Origin of the sequence: [Clostridium] clostridioforme AGR2157 (assembly GCF_000424325.1) — a bacterium.
Taxonomy (GTDB): Bacteria; Bacillota; Clostridia; order Lachnospirales; family Lachnospiraceae; genus Enterocloster; species Enterocloster clostridioformis_A.
Genome location: NZ_KE384166.1, coordinates 1 through 16,152, shown reverse-complemented (window position 1 = coordinate 16,152; position 16,152 = coordinate 1). Strand labels below are relative to the sequence as shown.

Sequence of the window (16,152 nt, the reverse complement as noted above, 5' to 3'; positions counted from 1 at the left end):
AATGTCAACATCATTCCAGATTTTTCTCCCACTTTAATTTCTATATTGTGCAATATGTATATTTTAACGTTTTATTTTTTACTTTTCTTACAAAATTAATCGTGAAATGCTATTTTTGATTGAATCAGAAATCTCGCCGTGTTATGATGGCCCCAGAATTGGTATGAAATACAAAGTTACTTATCCAATCACTGATGTTCATTAAAGGAGGATTTATTATGCAGAAAGCTGATATTCTTTTACGTTCCAACGCAGTATTTACAGGCCTTGGCTCCGCCCCGGAGCCAGGCTTCGTGGCTGTCTCCGGGAACAAAATCCTGGCCGCAGGCCCATCGGACGGCGCTTCCTACGCCGGGCCGGACACCAGCATCCTGGAGCTGGGGGACCGCCTGATCTGCCCCGGCTTCACGGATGTCCACTGCTTCTTCACCGGATACCTGCTGACCCGGGCAGGCGCCGACTTAAATACATGCGCGGATGCGGGTCAGGTGATCGAAGCCGCCCGGGCTTACCAGCAGACCCTGGAAGCCGGGGCCACGGTTCTGGCCAGAAATGTACTGCCCGGTTTAAAGGAGCTGACCACAGAGCGCCTGGACAGGGAGTTCGGTGAGGTTCCCGTAATCCTCTTTATGGAGGGCGGGGAAAGCTGCTATATGAACAGCGCCGCCCTCAGGGAGTACCGGTTTACGCCGGATACCTGCTGGTCTGAGAGCTGCTGGCGGCTGCTGCGGTATATACTGGGCCAGAAGGATTTCTCTGTGACGGAATTTAAGAATTATCTGTCCATGATGAACGCCAGAGGCATCACCTCTGTGAAGGAGATGGGATTTGACGATTTCTACGGATTTACAGAAGAGCTTAAGAAATTGGAGCAGGAGCAGGCCCTGACCGCCCGGGTGCACTTCATGAGCCAGCCCGTGGGCGCTACCATGAACCTGGAATACGGAAAACAGATGCGGGAAGCCTTCACCGGCAGCTTTGTCCGGTTCTCCGGCTACAATCAGATGACGGACGGCTCCATCAGCCAGCTGGAGGGCGAGATGAAGGCCCCCTATCTCTGCGCGGACACCTGCTGTGCCAAGGACATTGACTGGGAGGGTTTGAAAAGAGACGCCCTGGCAGCCGACCGGGAAGGCTTCCGTTTCTCCCTCCACGCCCAGGGCGACGGCGCCATCGGCAAGACCATCGACATATTTGATCAGTGCCGGAAGGGCCCGGACGGCAAAGTGAAGATCCGCCAGGCCATCACAGACCTGGAGTGCTCGGATCCCGCTGACTTGGAGCGCATGGGCAGGCTGGGCATTGTGGCGGAGGTTTACCCCCAGATCATGTCCACCTCAGACCGCGAGGGCAAGCTGTCCATGATCCGGAAAAAGATCGGCATGGACCGCGGCAGAAACTACTGGAACCGCCGGAAAATGGCGGACAGCGGCGTGGTGCTCTCCTGCGGCACGGACCTTCCCCTGCTCTATGACAATATTCCTGAGTCCATCTACCACGCAGTGGGCGGACAGTTCCCCGAGGGCGGTGAACCCTTCAACAAGGAGAACACCCTGACCGTGGCAGAGCTTTTAAAGGCATGGACCTGGGGCGGACAGTACAATCTGGGCTGCGAGGAGCAGCTGGGCACCCTGGAAGCCGGCAAGCTGGCGGACATTGCCGTGCTGGATGAAAATGTGTTTGAGACGCCCATGGACCGGATCCGCGGCGTGTCCGTGTGCCTGACCATGGTGGACGGTGCTATTGTCCACCGGACGGTCTGACCGACTATACATGAAGCATGGGGCTTAACCTGGCCGCAGGCACGGTCGGGACAGCATTTGATCTGATGGTGGGCGCGGACCTGTATATCATCTTCTTCGTGTGCATGCTGGGTGCCCTGGTGTTCGTCATCTCCATGGCCGGCGGCTCCAAGGCCTACGGCAAATGGGCCGCCACCAAGATCAGGTCCAGGAAGCTGTCCCTGGCCGCCACCGCCCTGCTGGGCCCCATGCTACCTCAATGCGTGGGCCGTTTCCAGCACCGCTCTTGTTATAAATCGTTTCCGCCCATACCATCGCATGACCATTGTCACCATAGTGCACATTCTCAAGGACTACGCTGGTCTTAAATTCGCCTTTAGGAAGTTGAACTATCGGCAAATTTCCCCATTATCCATTGACCCTTGCTATTCCTTCCCTCTTCGCTGTTTCCGCCACGGCCCTGGCCACCACATCTGCCACCTGCCTGTTAAGGGGCGAGGGAATGATATAATCAGCTCTCAACTCTTCCTCCGGTATCATTTTTGCGATTGCATAAGCAGCCTCACGCTTCATCGCCTCTGTAATCTCCCTTGCTCTGACAGACAGCGCGCCTTTGAAAATTCCCGGAAATACAAGCACATTGTTAATCTGGTTCGGAAAATCCGAGCGACCGGTGCCTACCACTGCCGCGCCTCCCTTTAGCGCCTCCTCCGGCATGATTTCCGGCACAGGATTAGCCATAGCAAAGACGATTCCCTTATTCATAGTACCTACCATTTCCTTTGTTACCAGGCCGGGTCGCGAAACGCCTACAAATGCATCCGCCCCTTTCATTGCATCTGCCAGGCTTCCATGCTCCTTATTCCTGTTGCTTACATGAGAAATCTCCTCCTGCCCCGGATTCAGTCCCGCATCCCCCTCGCAGATAATCCCGTTGATATCGCACATGATGATATTGCCGAATCCCATACTGATTAACAGCTTTCCAATCGCAATGCCTGCTGCGCCGGCTCCATTAACCACAATCCGCATCTGCCCCATTTCCTTCCCGGTTATTTTCAGGGCATTCAGCATAGCAGCGGCAACCACAATGGCTGTTCCATGCTGATCATCATGGAACACCGGAATATCACACAATTCCTTTAACCGCTTTTCTACTTCAAAGCATCTGGGCGCGGCTATATCTTCAAGATTGATACCGCCAAAGCTCTGTGAAATCAGATAAATGGTCTGCACAATGGTATCTACATCCTTTGAATTAATACAGATGGGAAATGCATCTACATCAGCAAACTCCTTAAACAGAGCGCATTTTCCCTCCATCACCGGCATGCCTGCCGCCGGACCGATATCTCCCAGTCCCAGGACTGCGCTTCCATCTGTAATGACAGCTACCAGGTTATTTCTTCTGGTAAGCTCAAAGGACTTATTATAGTCTGCGGCAATCTCCCGGCACGGTTGTGCAACTCCCGGTGTGTATAACAGGGATAAGTCTTCCTTTGTCTCTATCTTTTTCCGGGATATCACCTCGATCTTGCCCTGAAGCTTATAGTGAAGATTCAATGATTCCTGATTAATGTCCATCTTTTTCTCCCTTCTGGTATGTCGTATTCCTCCACATGGTATAATCATCTGCTATTGTGATGAAACCATCTGCTCCGGATGAAATACCCTGTCAAACTCCTCCCCTGTCAGAAAGCCCAGGGAAATACATGCTTCCTTTAAAGAAATATCCTCTTTATAAGCCTTCTTAGCTGTCTGCGCCGCGTGATCATAGCCTATATAGGGGGCTAATGCTGTCACCAGCATAAGGGAACGGTTAAGGTTCTCATTCATTTTCCTGCGGTTTGCCTTGATTCCTCTGGCACAATGCAGCTCAAAGGAACGCAGGGAATCAGACAGCAGACGCACGGACTGTAAAAAATTATAAATGATTACAGGCATGAATACATTCAGTTCAAAATTTCCCTGGGAGGCCGCAAAACCGATGGCGCAGTCATTGCCCATGACCTGCACTGCTACCATAGTAACGGACTCACATTGGGTGGGATTTACCTTACCAGGCATAATGGAACTGCCTGGCTCATTTTCAGGTATCTGAATCTCCCCCAGTCCGCACCGTGGCCCGCTGGACAGCCAGCGCACATCATTGGCAATTTTCATCATATTGGCCGCCAGGGCCTTTAACGCGCCGTGGGCAAATACGGTCGCGTCCTTGCTGGTCAGGGAATGGAACTTATTATCCGCAGTCCTAAAATCAATTCCGGTCAGCTCAGACACTGCCGCTGCCGCCGCCGTGTCAAATCCTTTAGGGGCATTTAAGCCAGTCCCTACGGCTGTGCCTCCTAAGGCAAGCTCCTTTAATCCTGTCAGAGAAGAAACCACCATTTCTCTGTTTTTTTCCAGCATGCTCCTCCAGCCGCTTATCTCCTGTGAGAACTGTATGGGAGTCGCATCCTGCAGATGGGTCCTCCCACTCTTTATAATCCCTTCATTTTCCTTCTCCAGACGCAGGAAAGTCCTGATAAGCTGATCGATGGAGGGCAGCAGCTTTTCCTGAACCTCCATTACCGCCGCTATATGCATAGCTGTTGGAAATGTGTCATTGGAGCTCTGGGACATGTTTACATGATCGTTGGGATGTAAAAGCTTCTCACCTGCAATCTCATTGCCCCGGTTAGCAATCACCTCATTCACATTCATGTTGGATTGGGTGCCGCTTCCTGTCTGCCAGACAGACAGAGGGAAATGATCGTCCAGTTTCCCGGACAGAATCTCGTCACATACCTGGCTGATCGATTTCAGGCGCTGTTCATCCAGTTTTCCCAGCCGGTTATTGGCAACAGCCGCGGATTTTTTAAGAATTGCGAATGCCCGTATGACCTCCATTGGGATTTTTTCAATACCTATCTTAAAATTCTGGAAGCTTCGCTGTGTCTGAGCGCCCCAGTACCGGTCGGACGGAACTTCAATCTCTCCCATGGAATCATGCTCCAGCCTGTAATCCATCTTAAAGCCCTCCCATCTTATTCATCGCTTCAATCCCTGAAATTCCCGGTTCCGTCATGGAAACAGGGTTCAGTATAATGTCCAGCTGCTCCTTTGTCAGAAGCTTGTCCCTGATTACCAGTTCCCTTACGGACTTGCCTGTCCGAATGGCCTCCTTTGCCACATTGGCAGCCTTTTCATAACCCACATAAGGACAGATTGCCGTGATGATTCCCACACTGTTTTCCACCATATCTTTGCAATGCTGTTCATTTGCCGTAATTCCGGAGATACAGTTGTCAACCAGCGTATGTACCGCACAGGCAATGGTCTCAACCGACTGGAACAATTTATAAAAAATGATCGGTTCAAATGCGTTCAGCTCCAGCTGCCCCGCCTCTGCTGCCATGGCTACGGTCATGTCATTGCCAATGACATGGAACGCTACCTGGTTCACCACCTCCGGAATGACCGGATTGACCTTCCCTGGCATAATGGAGGAGCCGTTCTGCTTTGCAGGCAGGTTAATTTCTCCCAGCCCGGTTCTTGGGCCTGACGACATAAGCCTTAAATCATTGCACATCTTAGATAAATTCACCGCGCAAGACTTGGCGATTCCTGAACAGGCTACATAACCGTCCAGATTCTGGGTTGCGTCAATTAAGTCATATGCCTGAATCAGCTCCAAACCGGAAATCAAAGAAATATTTTTAACAACCCGCTGTAAATACTTTACATCCGCATTTAATCCGGTCCCAATGGCAGTCCCACCCAGATTCAGATGCCTCATCTCCTCCTTGGCCCTGTCAAAGCGGTTAATATCCCTGCGTATGGCTGTAGCATAGGCATGGAACTCCTGTCCCAGCCGGATGGGAACCGCATCCTGGAGCTGAGTCCGTCCCATCTTAATGACATGGTTAAATTCTTCCGACTTCTCCATCAGCGCATGGTACAGCCGTTCCAGCTCTGCCTGAGCCTTGTAAAGCAGCTTCAGTGTGGTAAGCTTTCCACAGGAGGGGAACACATCATTGGTGGACTGCCCATAATTTACATGATCATTTGGATTCACCACGGAATAATCGCCCTTTTCCCCTCCCAGAATTTCGATAGCCCGGTTGGCAATCACCTCATTGGCATTCATATTGAGGGAAGTTCCAGCGCCGCCCTGGATGGGGTCAACAATAAACTCATCATGCAGCTTGCCCGACATGATTTCATCACATGCCTGCACAATGGCGTCAGCACGCTTTTTGTCCAGTCTCCCCACCTCAAAATTAGTGATGGCCGCCGCCTTTTTGATTTGGGCAAAGCTATTGATAAACTCCGGATGCATCTTCAGACCGGTGATGAAAAAATTCTCTGCAGCGCGAAGGGTCTGCACCCCATAATACGCGTCCTTTGGTATCTGCTTTTCACCAATAGAATCATGTTCGATACGATACTCTGTCTCTTTTGACATTTTGTTCTCCCTCCCTGTCACAGAATCCCTCTGATTTCTGAAATATTGGAAATACGATTCTTTTCAAGATAATCTTCCATTCCATCTATGATCTCCATGGATATGGATGGATTCATGAAAGAAGCTGCCCCTACCTGAAGTGTTGTCGCTCCCGCCATAATAAATTCGATTGCATCCTGCCATGTTGCAATACCACCGATTCCCATAACCGGAATCTTAACAGCATGTGCAACCTGGTGTACCATGCGCAGGGCGATAGGCTTGATTGCAGGACCGGAAAGCCCGGCATACACATTGTCAAACACAGGCTTGCCCCGTTTGATATCAATCGCCATCGCAAGAAACGTGTTGGTAAGAGATACGCCGTCCGCGCCCTCTTCCTCACAGGCCCTGGCCAGTGCCACGATATCCTCTGCGTTAGGTGAAAGCTTGATTACAAGCTTATGTTTACATACCTTCCGGATTTCCCGGACCACCTGGCGGGCCAGCTCTGTCTTCACCCCAAAATTCATCCCTCCGGCCTTTACATTAGGACAGGAGATATTCAGTTCGAGAAGATCCAACTCACATCCGTTCAGCAGTTCCACTGCCTCTAAGTAGTCTTCCATAGAATGTCCCCCAAGGTTTACTATGTTAACTAAATCAAGTGCGTTCATCCGCTTGGCATCACATTCGATGAAATGTTTTACTCCCGGATTTTCAAGCCCTACGCTGTTCATTACACCACTTGGCGTCTCCCAGACACGGATCCCATCGTTGCCGCCTCTCGGATGTAATGTCAGCCCTTTGGAACAGAGTCCTCCCAATCTCTGAATATCAAAATATTCACTCATCTCTTTTCCGAATCCACAGGTGCCGGATGCCAGCGCAACCGGATTCTTAAAATGCACGCCTGCATAGTTCACTTCTAATCTCTTACTCATTTCCAAACACCTCACTTCCCAACATGACCGGACCATCTTTGCACGCTCTCTTATTACCGGCGGAAGTCTTGCAAGTACACACCAGACATGCTCCAATTCCACAGGCCATACGGTTTTCCATGGATACATAAACCGGCGCCTGAACCCCAAGGGATTTGCATTTCTTACACAGAACCTTCATCATAATTTCCGGTCCGCAGGTCATGATGCAGTCATATTTCAGAGGGTCAATATCATCCGTGACAAATCCTCCTATATTTACAGTAACCTTATCCGCCACCTTCTCATAGAGGTCAACCAGAAGAGCCTCATCACTGAATCCAAGATAGATATCCACGATTGTATCGGGATTTAACTCTTTCAGTTTCTTTGCAGTAAGATACAGTGGTGCAATTCCCACGCCGCCGCCTACAAGGGCAACCGTTCCTTTTGCTTCCGGAAATCCGTTTCCATGAGGCCCATCCAGAGTAATTTCATCACCAGGCTTAAGCGTTGCAAAAATCTCCGTGCCTTTTCCCACTACCTTATAGAGGAAGCTGACAGTCTGTCCATCCGCATCGAACACGCTGATTGGTCTGGAGAGCAGCGGATATTCTCCCCATGCCCGGAGCATATAGAACTGCCCCATGGCAGCCGTATTTTCAGCCTTTACTTTCATCAAATAAAAATCCTTTGAAATCCTTTCATTATGTAATATCTCCGACATCTTGTCCTCCTTATTCAACGCAAAGTTTTTTTTGCCTCGTCATTAGTGAAACTAAAACCGTCAGCAGGATATTGGTGAAAAATCCCCACATGAATCCCGGCCATCCAAGAGGCGCTACATTCATGATTCTTGTTCCGAACAGAATTGCGATTCCAGCCGTCATACCACAGGCAGCTCCTGTTTTTGTACAGCCTTTCCAGTATATACCAAGCAGGAATGCCGGCGCCAGCTGAGCCAATCCTGTATACGCTACGTCCTGAACAATCTGAACCAGGGTCTCCGGTGGGTTAAGCGCCATAATTCCACAGATTGCCGCAATGGTGAATACAATCGTTCTGGATAAAATCATATTTTTCTTTTCTGATATCCTGCCCTTTCCGTTAATCAGAATCAAATCCTGGGAAACAATCTGGGAAGATACCAGCAGCATGGCATTGATGGTGGAAATACCGGCTGCTATGGCCGCTGCCATAACCAGGGCTGCAATAAACCATTTGGATCGGGTAGTCATAAGCAGAGGCAGAACATTATCAGCCGCCCCCACCTGTTGGGGCTGTAACAGCAAATGTCCTGCAAGGCCGATGAACAGAGTGGCAAAGCCATAAATCAGTATCTGGGATACCGGAATACTGATGGCTGATTTTGCCAAAGCGTCTTCATCCTTTGCCATCAAAGATTTCATCCATATATGAGGGCAGAACCAGATTCCAAAAGGCAGTACAATAAACTGCATAATCCAGTATTTATCCGTATATGTTCCCTGTGGCCCCGGCCTTGAAAGCAATTCCGGCATCTTGTCAATGATCTGGGTGAATAGAGCCTGTATACCTCCCACAGGCGCAATGGCAATCCATGCAGCTACTACAATTCCCACCAGGAGGATCACTGCCTGCACGGCATCCAGCAATACCACACCACCTGCTCCTCCAATCAGTACATATAGCAGAGAAAAGACTACCGATATCAGAATAGCCGCCGGGTAGGAAATCGCATCCCCGCTCACTATATTCATTGCTCTGGCATTTCCCACATATTGCATAGCTAAAAACACCATGGTCATAAGAACGGAGATGCAGGATGCCAGCACCTTTAAATACTTACTGTCAAACCGGTCCTGCAGATAATCTCCCAGAGACATGTAGCCATTTTTGTTTGCCAGTTTACGAATCTTGTTTCCAAAATAAACTACCATGAGGGCAACCCATACCTGACTTAAAACAATGGAAATATAAGATATTCCATGTGTATAGTACATTCCCGGCGCTCCTAAAAAAGCGAATGTGCTCTGCATGGCCGCAATCATGGTCAGTGGAAGAAGCACGGAGCTGACGCCGCGGTTAGCAAGAAAGAACCCCTCCGCATTCTTCTGTTTTTTCTTTCTGCCATTTAAGACGGTAATAGCCAGCATGAAACACAGATAAGCCAGTATGATTCCAAGACTGATTTGTCCTGTATTCATTCTTCCTCTTCCCCCTTCCTTTTATTGGAATCTACAAAGCATTTACAAACCCATAAAACAAACAGCAGGTTCACAACCATTAATATCCACCAGTATGCCAGTGATGAAGGCAGCCACCCAAATAAGTATACCGGCGCCCCCTTTGTAAAGGGGAATGGTATCACACACAAAAGATACAGTACCGCAAAGATACCTCCAATTAATTTATGATTCATGGTTTTCCTCCTCATCCATATACACCACCTGTCCGCTGCATATGGTATATTTTATCTTTCCAACCAGCTCAGCTCCAATAAATGGGGAATTTTCTGATTTTGAATGAAACCGTTCTGCCACCCATTTTTCCCGTTCATCAAACACAATTAAGTCTGCCCTGGCTCCAACTTTTAAGCTTCCACCGTCCAGCTGGTACAGCTCTGCTGGTTTCACCGTCATCTTCTCCAGCAGGTGCGGCAGAGTCATATGACCTTTCCTGACAAGATAGGTAATCCCCAAAGCCAATGCAGTTTCAAGTCCAATCATACCGCTGGGCGCTTCCTCAATCCCCTTCGCCTTTTCCTCTCTGCTGTGAGGCGCATGATCCGTGGCAATCATATCAATCACATCGTCCTTTAAGCCTTGAATCAAGGCGTATCGATCCTCCTCGGTTCTCAAAGGCGGGTTCACCTTTGCCAGGGTTCCTTTTTCCAGAACAGCCTCTTCGTTAAGAGAAAAATGCTGCGGGGTCACTTCCGCATATACCCTTGCTCCCAGTCCTTTCATCATCCGAATCAGCTCTACAGATACCTTGCTGCTTATGTGCTGAATATTGATGATAGCCCCTGTCTTAAGGGCCAGAAGACAGTCCCTCGCAATCAATGTCTCCTCAGCCAGGGAGGAAGCTCCCTCAACTCCCATCGCCTGCGCAATCTTCCCTGCGTTAATGCCGGGGCTTCCCACCAGATCCGGGTCCTCTTCATGGAAGCTTAAAGGCACTCCAAGCTGTTTCGACTTCCTCATGGCCTCCAGAACCAGCTGTACATTTTTGATTGGTATTCCATCATCCGTAAAGCCCACTGCTCCAGCCTGCTTAAGCGCTTCCATATCTGTCAGTCTCTGGCTTTTTAGCCCAACTGTTACCGCCGCCGCATTGAGCACCCGGATTGGCAGGGACGCCGCTCTCTTTCTTAAATCCCAAAGGACCTCTTTGCAGTCAACCACCGGATTGGTATTCGCCATACAGACTACGGTAGTATATCCTCCCGCTGCCGCAGCACGGGCTCCGCTTTCCAAGTCTTCTTTATAGGTAAAACCCGGATCGCGGAAATGAACATGGGCATCAATCAGTCCTGGAGCAACAACCTTTCCTCTTGCGTCAATCACAGTGTCATAATCATCACTCTTCTGGAATTTTCCCATGCCCGCAATGATCCCGTCACGGATAATAATATCCAGGGGCTCATCCATACCTGATTTCGGATCAATTACACGGCCGTCTTTTATCAGAATCATGCTGCTCCCCCTTTCAGGTATTCATAGATTACCCTTGCCCCATCGCAAATATGAAAGATAGACGCAAATTCCGCCCGGTTATGAGATACCCCTTTCATACAGGGGATGAACACCATCCCAGTATCACAGATACCCGCGAAAGACATGGCATCATGACCTGCCCCGCTTATAATCTTCCTGCTGCCGATACCCAGCCGCCTGGCGGCCTGCTCCAAACCGGTCTGTACCTCAGAGCTCATATCAACAGGGGGAATGTCGCTGGTCTTTTCCTCCAGATATTCAATTCCACGTTTCTCACAAATTCGTCTCGCCACCTCCCGCATGCTTTTCTCGATTCGGTCAAGACTGGCGCTTTCAATTCCGCGTATATCAACCCCCAGCTCCACCTCGCCGGGAATTACGTTCAGCACGTTGGGATGATTATTCACCACTCCTACCGTAGCAACTGACTGGTATACTGCTTCCTTATTGCCGATCCGCTCTAATTCCAGTATGATTTCCGCGGCTGCGCACATTGCATCATTGCGCATACACATAGGTGTCGCACCGGAATGCTCTGCCATTCCCCTCAGATACATCTTAAACCGTCTCGGCCCGGCTATGGTCTGAACAATTCCAACGGTCGTCCCGGATTCTTCCAGAACCTTCCCCTGCTCAATGTGCAGTTCCAGATATTGGCGTATCCCCGTGATTTTTGCCGGATGCAGGTTCAGCTTCCGTCTGCAAAAGATCGCTTCCAGCGTTTCCCCTTCTTTGGAAACCAGCCCCCCGATATCCTGCTTGTATATCTCCCTCGTGATAAGCCCGCTTCCTATGGTGCAGCAGCCAAAATTACTGGACTCCTCACACCGGAACGCACCCACCCGGATCGGCACTTTCATTCCTTCTTCTTTGGCCCATTTCATAACCATAAGCCCTGCAATGATTCCCGCCACCCCGTCATACCTTCCGCCTTCAATTACGGAATCCAGATGTGAGCCAATCAAATAATAATCCGAGTCCTGACTGTTCATCACATATGTATTCCCTACCTCATCCTCTTCAACCTGGCACTGCAGTTCTCTCCCCAGCTTTGCGAGCATAGCATGCATCCTGTCTTCCTGCTCCGTATAGCCCAACCTTGTGACTCCGCCATTTTCCGTACTGCCTATATCATAGAAACTGTCAAACAGCTTTTCACAATACCGGATGTCAGCAATACAATGCTCCATTGAAACACCTCCCTCGCTTTGATATATTCATTATAATTGCGTTAGAATCCTGTTTCTATATCCTGGGAGTCAAGGTTTTTCTGTATAATTTGTCCAAATAAACAAAAGCATCGAAAAACGGCATAGACAATACACACTATGCCGCATGCTATCAAACCACTCTGTTTTATTCATTTTTGTCAAAAACTTATTTTAAAATTCATCTTCAACGCCAGCACCGCCAAATATAGTCTGAAATTATCATCGGGATTTCTAAGGTCAAGTCCCGTCAGTTCCTGAAGCCGGTTCAGCCTGTATTTCACCGTATTTTTGTGGGTATACATCCGGTCTGATACACGTTCCATGTTGGCCCCGCACTCGTAATACATAACCAATGTATCCAGCAGCTCCTGATTTTTGACAGCCCCTAAGACACTGGTAAATACATGTTCGGACGGCGAAACCAATATCTTTTCCAACTCACAGTATGGTTCCAGCTTCTTATAAAAATACAGAAACTGGTTTCTGGAAAGGGTATACCCCACCTTCATTGCCTTAAACGACAGGATGTAAGAATCCCGGATTCCTTTTAAGCCTTTTTTTACAGGACCAACGCCGCACACAATCCCCTTATCCTCTACCTTCCATAATTTTTTTAAATAATCCTCATCCAGATTATTTTCCAGATACTGCTCCAGCCTTTCTGCTTCCTTCGCCTCCACCAGTAATAAGAAGCCCTTCTCCAGACGGATCATGGGACATCCTTGGATTGAACCGCTGTCCAGCAGGTAGCGCTGTAAGGTTTGGCATAAAAAACGGATTGCTTTCTTTTCTTGTTCCGAAGGTATGTATTTTTTCCTGAAGCAGATATTAACTGCTGAAAAATAGTCCTCATCTGCTTCAAAGCCAAAGAGGCGTCCTCTCTCTGCCATAAGAATTTCATCAGTATAGTTTTCATAGATAATATCCTTTACATATTTTTCCAGGATAGATGAGGTGTTTTCCTCTTCAAAAATCAGGTTCATTACATTCATCAGCAAATCAATATATGGCGTTTTAAAAGGAATTTCAAGCAGAGGAAGGCTGCATCTGTCCGCGGTCTCTTTTACTCTTTCTGAAATACCATTAACATATTGCCCTGTTTTGACAGCAACACAGCAGCACGTATCTGCCAAATCCTCAATCAGCCGGCACTGTGCTTCCTCGCTTTTGCGTACAGAGTAAAAGCTTGTAATCAGAAAGTCATTTCCTTTCAGCCATCGTTTAATATCCGGCACTTCCATGACAGTCACGTGCTCTACCTTCCTTTGGAGTCCATTTTCCCCAGACAATACATGGATTCCCCTAAATGCCGGAAGACGTAATAAGTCGCTCACCTTCGCCATAATTCCTTCCCCCTATCCTTTTGTTTAAGTAGAGTAAAAAATTTATTATAATGATATTTTTTATAAAATGCAATCCATTTTCTTTGTTATTTAGAACAAATTTATAATTAATAATTTGTTGTTTTTAATAAACTTCCTATTTTCTCTTGACTTTCTCAATGAGAAGATATATTATAAGGTTTTCCCATTTAGGTTCAGTTTTACTTTACCATATTTTAGTATTTTCTCACAATTTAAAGGAGGATATGCTTTATGAACAAAAATGATACCAATATTACATTTTCCTCATACTTTAATGATATTACAATTCATTTCTATGAGGACATTGCTTTCATGGAATCTGTCGGAAAAAAATTCGGCATTGATGTTAACAAGGACTACTTTCTTGCGATGTCGTTTCTCTATCCCTCTGACATGATTGTCGCCTACGAAGATAAGCATGCATTAATGGAACTGTTAACCCCAATTGTTGCATATGGTCCTTTAAATAAGTCCATTGATTCCCCGCAGTTCATTACATGCGATAAGGGAACCGCACTCTTTTTGGCGGCACACACAAAGGAAGAATTATTAAATGCCAGCACCATGGTATGTGATAAAGCTCTGGAACTTTTAAAGAAGAGCCTGCCAGACGTCTTTATCCGTATCGGCATCGGCACTTTAGAAAACGGTTTGACCGGCATTGAGCGCACATACCAAAACAGCCTGCGAGCCGTTAATGCCGGAGAAAAATTCAAAAAAGAACGCCGTGTTCTGGATTTTATCGGAATGGAGATATACAGCGCAATTAATGCCATGGTTCTGGCTCACGGACAGTCTTTAATCAGTACCATTTTACTGCAGTTGACCGATGAGGAACAGACGATTCTTGGAAAATACTATAAGTGTAAGGAACAGGTTCCTGCTGTCGCTGCGGCATTACACATCAGTGAGGATGAAGTCCGGAATGCATTATACAGAGTGAAAGAAAAAACCGGCCTGGATGTCAATGATACGGAAGACAATTTTAAATTAAATTTTATTATGATTGCAAAAAGAGTACTGGAAAAAGAGAAGAAGCGACGCTGACAATCACACCACATAGTTGAGCCGATGACCAGGGCGTGTTCGAAAATTGCTTTCCGCCAGCTGTGCGTTCCACTTTGTGGGAGATTTGGCTCAAATGAAGGGCGCATAGCGGGCTAAGTAATCTGAATTTGAGCCCATAAGTCATAGTTCTCCAGTATCGGAGGCTATGACTTTTCTTTTTAAAACTCAAGTATCTTTTCTTAAGATTTTTAAATACTCTTCATATGCAAATACTCGGTTTCTGGAAGCATTGGTTGTTTCTTTTAAAATTCCAATCTCCACTAATTTATTTACCGCATTTGACACCGTATTATAACTTAACTCCAAAGCACTCGCTGTTTTTTTGATATCAATGATTGGGTACTGTTCGATATAATCAAAAAGTGCTCTCACATTATCTTTTTTACGAGTTGTTTTTGGTAATATTCCAAGATTTTTCTCATGAAGTTTTGACAGTGCTTCAATTGTTATCAAGGAGTCTTTCGCTGCCGCTGATACTGCTTCTAAAAAGAACGTTACCCATTGTTCATAATTACCGCTTCGTCTTACTTCTGAAATCCTGTCATAATACTCAATCTGATTTTTCTTCAGAAAATAAGAAATATATATGACTGGCTTGTCCAACAATCCTTGTTCCATCAAATATAATAAAATCATCATTCTCCCAACGCGGCCATTTCCGTCCAAAAAAGGATGGATTGTTTCAAATTGATAATGAATCAATGCAATCCGGATCAGCGGATCATAATCATCCCCTTCGTTCATATACTTTTCCAGTTCTGACATTGCCTGATTCATATCTTCTACATTCGGTGGAATATACCTGGCTTCCGATAAGGAGCAATTCGCAGCTCCAATCCAGTTTTGGGATCTTCTGAATTCCCCTGGATTTTTTTCCTGTCCACGAACACCCGATAACAATTTCTCGTGTATTTCTCTAAATAATTGTCCGCACAAAGGTAATTTCTTAATTCTCTCCAATGCATAGGAACATGCATCCACATAATTGATGACATCGATAACATCCAGATTCGCTGTATTGTCTAGCTCTGGATCTAGCACATCATCCAAGGTACACTGTGTTCCTTCAATCTGGGAAGAAATCAAGGCTTCTTTTCGAACGTACATAGAAATAAATAGTTCAACGTTTGGTATCAGTTTTGAAGCTGTGTCCAATTTCACCAGTTCTCGATTCGCTTCTACTAGTTTTTTTACCATATCACTGCCTATTTCTAAGACAGGGTCTGGTGGTAACGCTGCAGGCTTAAACGATTTATATTGTGCATTTCCTGTTAGGTTATTTACCCATTCACCTGATCGGTTCATTAAAATCACCTCTTTTTTGAAATATATACCAAATTATAAGCTCTTTATTTCAAAAAGTAAATGGGTTTTTGAAATAAGAGCCTTTTTTAGCATTCTTTATTGTTGTTGACCTCATAAATTATCAAAATACTGATTTACTTGCCTGTCTCTGAATTGACCTGTATACTGTCATCAGCATACAAAAAGGAAAAGGTCTCAGAGAACCCTCCTGGAAAGTTGTGTACTCTGAGACCCTGGTCACTAACCATGGTTATTATATCAGATTATTCACTTGTCCTCAAGGAGGAGTTTGTGTTTTTTGTTGAGAGCAGTGTGACCACCCATATGTGCCCGATCTGTCAGGCTACGCTTTCCTACCGGGATTCCCGTCCACGTATCCGCAAAAAAGAAGGCGGTGTGAAGGAGCAGTTAATCA

The 16,152-nt window shown here is 46.9% G+C and carries 14 protein-coding genes; 3 read left to right on the top strand and 11 right to left on the bottom strand.

Annotated features, from left to right (window positions below; translation table 11 throughout):
- Window positions 1–218 precede the first annotated feature (218 nt).
- Window positions 219–1,763 (top strand): amidohydrolase, encoded by a 1,545-nt coding sequence (locus G614_RS0126200; protein ID WP_027644225.1) that lies wholly within the window; start codon window positions 219–221, stop codon window positions 1,761–1,763.
- A 387-nt stretch (window positions 1,764–2,150) separates the two neighbouring features.
- Here the strand turns inward: G614_RS0126200 and G614_RS0126190 are convergent, their stop codons facing one another.
- From G614_RS0126190 to G614_RS0126145, 10 genes are all read right to left on the bottom strand, one after another.
- On the bottom strand, window positions 2,151–3,326 hold the full coding sequence (locus G614_RS0126190; protein ID WP_027644223.1) for an NAD(P)-dependent malic enzyme: 1,176 nt from the start codon (window positions 3,324–3,326) through the stop codon (window positions 2,151–2,153).
- 51 nt (window positions 3,327–3,377) lie between these two features.
- Entirely contained in the window at window positions 3,378–4,751 is a 1,374-nt protein-coding gene (gene fumC, locus G614_RS0126185; RefSeq protein ID WP_002585255.1) for a class II fumarate hydratase, read from the bottom strand.
- Between the two features lies 1 nt (window position 4,752).
- Window positions 4,753–6,189, bottom strand: coding sequence for an aspartate ammonia-lyase (aspA, locus tag G614_RS0126180; RefSeq protein ID WP_002585256.1), 1,437 nt, complete (start codon window positions 6,187–6,189; stop codon window positions 4,753–4,755).
- Window positions 6,190–6,206: 17 nt separating this feature from the next.
- A complete protein-coding gene (locus tag G614_RS0126175; RefSeq protein WP_027644222.1) occupies window positions 6,207–7,112 on the bottom strand; it encodes a dihydroorotate dehydrogenase in 906 nt (301 codons plus the stop codon).
- Complete coding sequence (locus tag G614_RS0126170; protein ID WP_022201008.1) at window positions 7,105–7,818, bottom strand: dihydroorotate dehydrogenase electron transfer subunit; 714 nt, start codon at window positions 7,816–7,818, stop codon at window positions 7,105–7,107. The genes G614_RS0126175 and G614_RS0126170 overlap by 8 nt, the downstream gene beginning before the upstream one ends.
- A gap of 10 nt (window positions 7,819–7,828) precedes the next feature.
- Window positions 7,829–9,277: a sodium:solute symporter family protein gene (locus G614_RS0126165; RefSeq protein ID WP_027644221.1), complete on the bottom strand. Its 1,449-nt coding sequence runs from the start codon at window positions 9,275–9,277 to the stop codon at window positions 7,829–7,831.
- Complete coding sequence (locus tag G614_RS0126160; RefSeq protein WP_022201006.1) at window positions 9,274–9,492, bottom strand: hypothetical protein; 219 nt, start codon at window positions 9,490–9,492, stop codon at window positions 9,274–9,276. Before G614_RS0126160 ends, G614_RS0126165 begins: the two co-directional genes overlap by 4 nt.
- Entirely contained in the window at window positions 9,482–10,768 is a 1,287-nt protein-coding gene (locus tag G614_RS0126155; protein WP_027644220.1) for a dihydroorotase, read from the bottom strand. The genes G614_RS0126160 and G614_RS0126155 overlap by 11 nt, the downstream gene beginning before the upstream one ends.
- Window positions 10,765–11,979, bottom strand: coding sequence for a hydantoinase/carbamoylase family amidase (locus G614_RS0126150; RefSeq protein WP_027644219.1), 1,215 nt, complete (start codon window positions 11,977–11,979; stop codon window positions 10,765–10,767). The genes G614_RS0126155 and G614_RS0126150 overlap by 4 nt, the downstream gene beginning before the upstream one ends.
- A 179-nt stretch (window positions 11,980–12,158) precedes the next feature.
- Window positions 12,159–13,343, bottom strand: a complete 1,185-nt coding sequence (locus G614_RS0126145; protein ID WP_027644218.1) for a PucR family transcriptional regulator — start codon at window positions 13,341–13,343, stop codon at window positions 12,159–12,161.
- 252 nt (window positions 13,344–13,595) lie between these two features.
- Here G614_RS0126145 and G614_RS0126140 point away from each other — a divergent pair, with 252 nt between their 5' ends.
- Window positions 13,596–14,411 carry a hypothetical protein gene (locus tag G614_RS0126140; RefSeq protein WP_027644217.1) on the top strand — a complete coding sequence of 272 codons (816 nt, stop codon included), beginning with the start codon at window positions 13,596–13,598 and terminating at the stop codon, window positions 14,409–14,411.
- A 24-nt stretch (window positions 14,412–14,435) separates the two neighbouring features.
- Window positions 14,436–14,528: a DUF6783 domain-containing protein gene (locus tag G614_RS35265; RefSeq protein ID WP_420341548.1), complete on the top strand. Its 93-nt coding sequence runs from the start codon at window positions 14,436–14,438 to the stop codon at window positions 14,526–14,528.
- Between the two features lie 69 nt (window positions 14,529–14,597).
- On the opposite strand, the gene G614_RS0126135 is transcribed toward G614_RS35265, so the two are convergent.
- Entirely contained in the window at window positions 14,598–15,737 is a 1,140-nt protein-coding gene (locus tag G614_RS0126135) for a Fic family protein (RefSeq protein ID WP_044919018.1), read from the bottom strand.
- Between the last annotated feature and the right edge of the window lie 415 nt (window positions 15,738–16,152).

What these genes read in the sequence shown, in the direction of transcription:
- G614_RS0126160 (WP_022201006.1), bottom strand. Translation starts at nt 9,492, where the DNA reads ATGAATCATAAATTAATTGGAGGTATCTTTGCGGTACTGTATCTTTTG.
- G614_RS0126175 (WP_027644222.1), bottom strand. Translation starts at nt 7,112, where the DNA reads ATGAGTAAGAGATTAGAAGTGAACTATGCAGGCGTGCATTTTAAGAAT.
- G614_RS0126140 (WP_027644217.1), top strand. Translation starts at nt 13,596, where the DNA reads ATGAACAAAAATGATACCAATATTACATTTTCCTCATACTTTAATGAT.
- G614_RS0126165 (WP_027644221.1), bottom strand. Translation starts at nt 9,277, where the DNA reads ATGAATACAGGACAAATCAGTCTTGGAATCATACTGGCTTATCTGTGT.
- G614_RS35265 (WP_420341548.1), top strand. Translation starts at nt 14,436, where the DNA reads ATGACCAGGGCGTGTTCGAAAATTGCTTTCCGCCAGCTGTGCGTTCCA.
- G614_RS0126150 (WP_027644219.1), bottom strand. Translation starts at nt 11,979, where the DNA reads ATGGAGCATTGTATTGCTGACATCCGGTATTGTGAAAAGCTGTTTGAC.
- G614_RS0126145 (WP_027644218.1), bottom strand. Translation starts at nt 13,343, where the DNA reads ATGGCGAAGGTGAGCGACTTATTACGTCTTCCGGCATTTAGGGGAATC.
- G614_RS0126200 (WP_027644225.1), top strand. Translation starts at nt 219, where the DNA reads ATGCAGAAAGCTGATATTCTTTTACGTTCCAACGCAGTATTTACAGGC.
- G614_RS0126190 (WP_027644223.1), bottom strand. Translation starts at nt 3,326, where the DNA reads ATGGACATTAATCAGGAATCATTGAATCTTCACTATAAGCTTCAGGGC.
- aspA (WP_002585256.1), bottom strand. Translation starts at nt 6,189, where the DNA reads ATGTCAAAAGAGACAGAGTATCGTATCGAACATGATTCTATTGGTGAA.
- G614_RS0126135 (WP_044919018.1), bottom strand. Translation starts at nt 15,737, where the DNA reads ATGAACCGATCAGGTGAATGGGTAAATAACCTAACAGGAAATGCACAA.
- G614_RS0126155 (WP_027644220.1), bottom strand. Translation starts at nt 10,768, where the DNA reads ATGATTCTGATAAAAGACGGCCGTGTAATTGATCCGAAATCAGGTATG.
- fumC (WP_002585255.1), bottom strand. Translation starts at nt 4,751, where the DNA reads ATGGATTACAGGCTGGAGCATGATTCCATGGGAGAGATTGAAGTTCCG.
- G614_RS0126170 (WP_022201008.1), bottom strand. Translation starts at nt 7,818, where the DNA reads ATGTCGGAGATATTACATAATGAAAGGATTTCAAAGGATTTTTATTTG.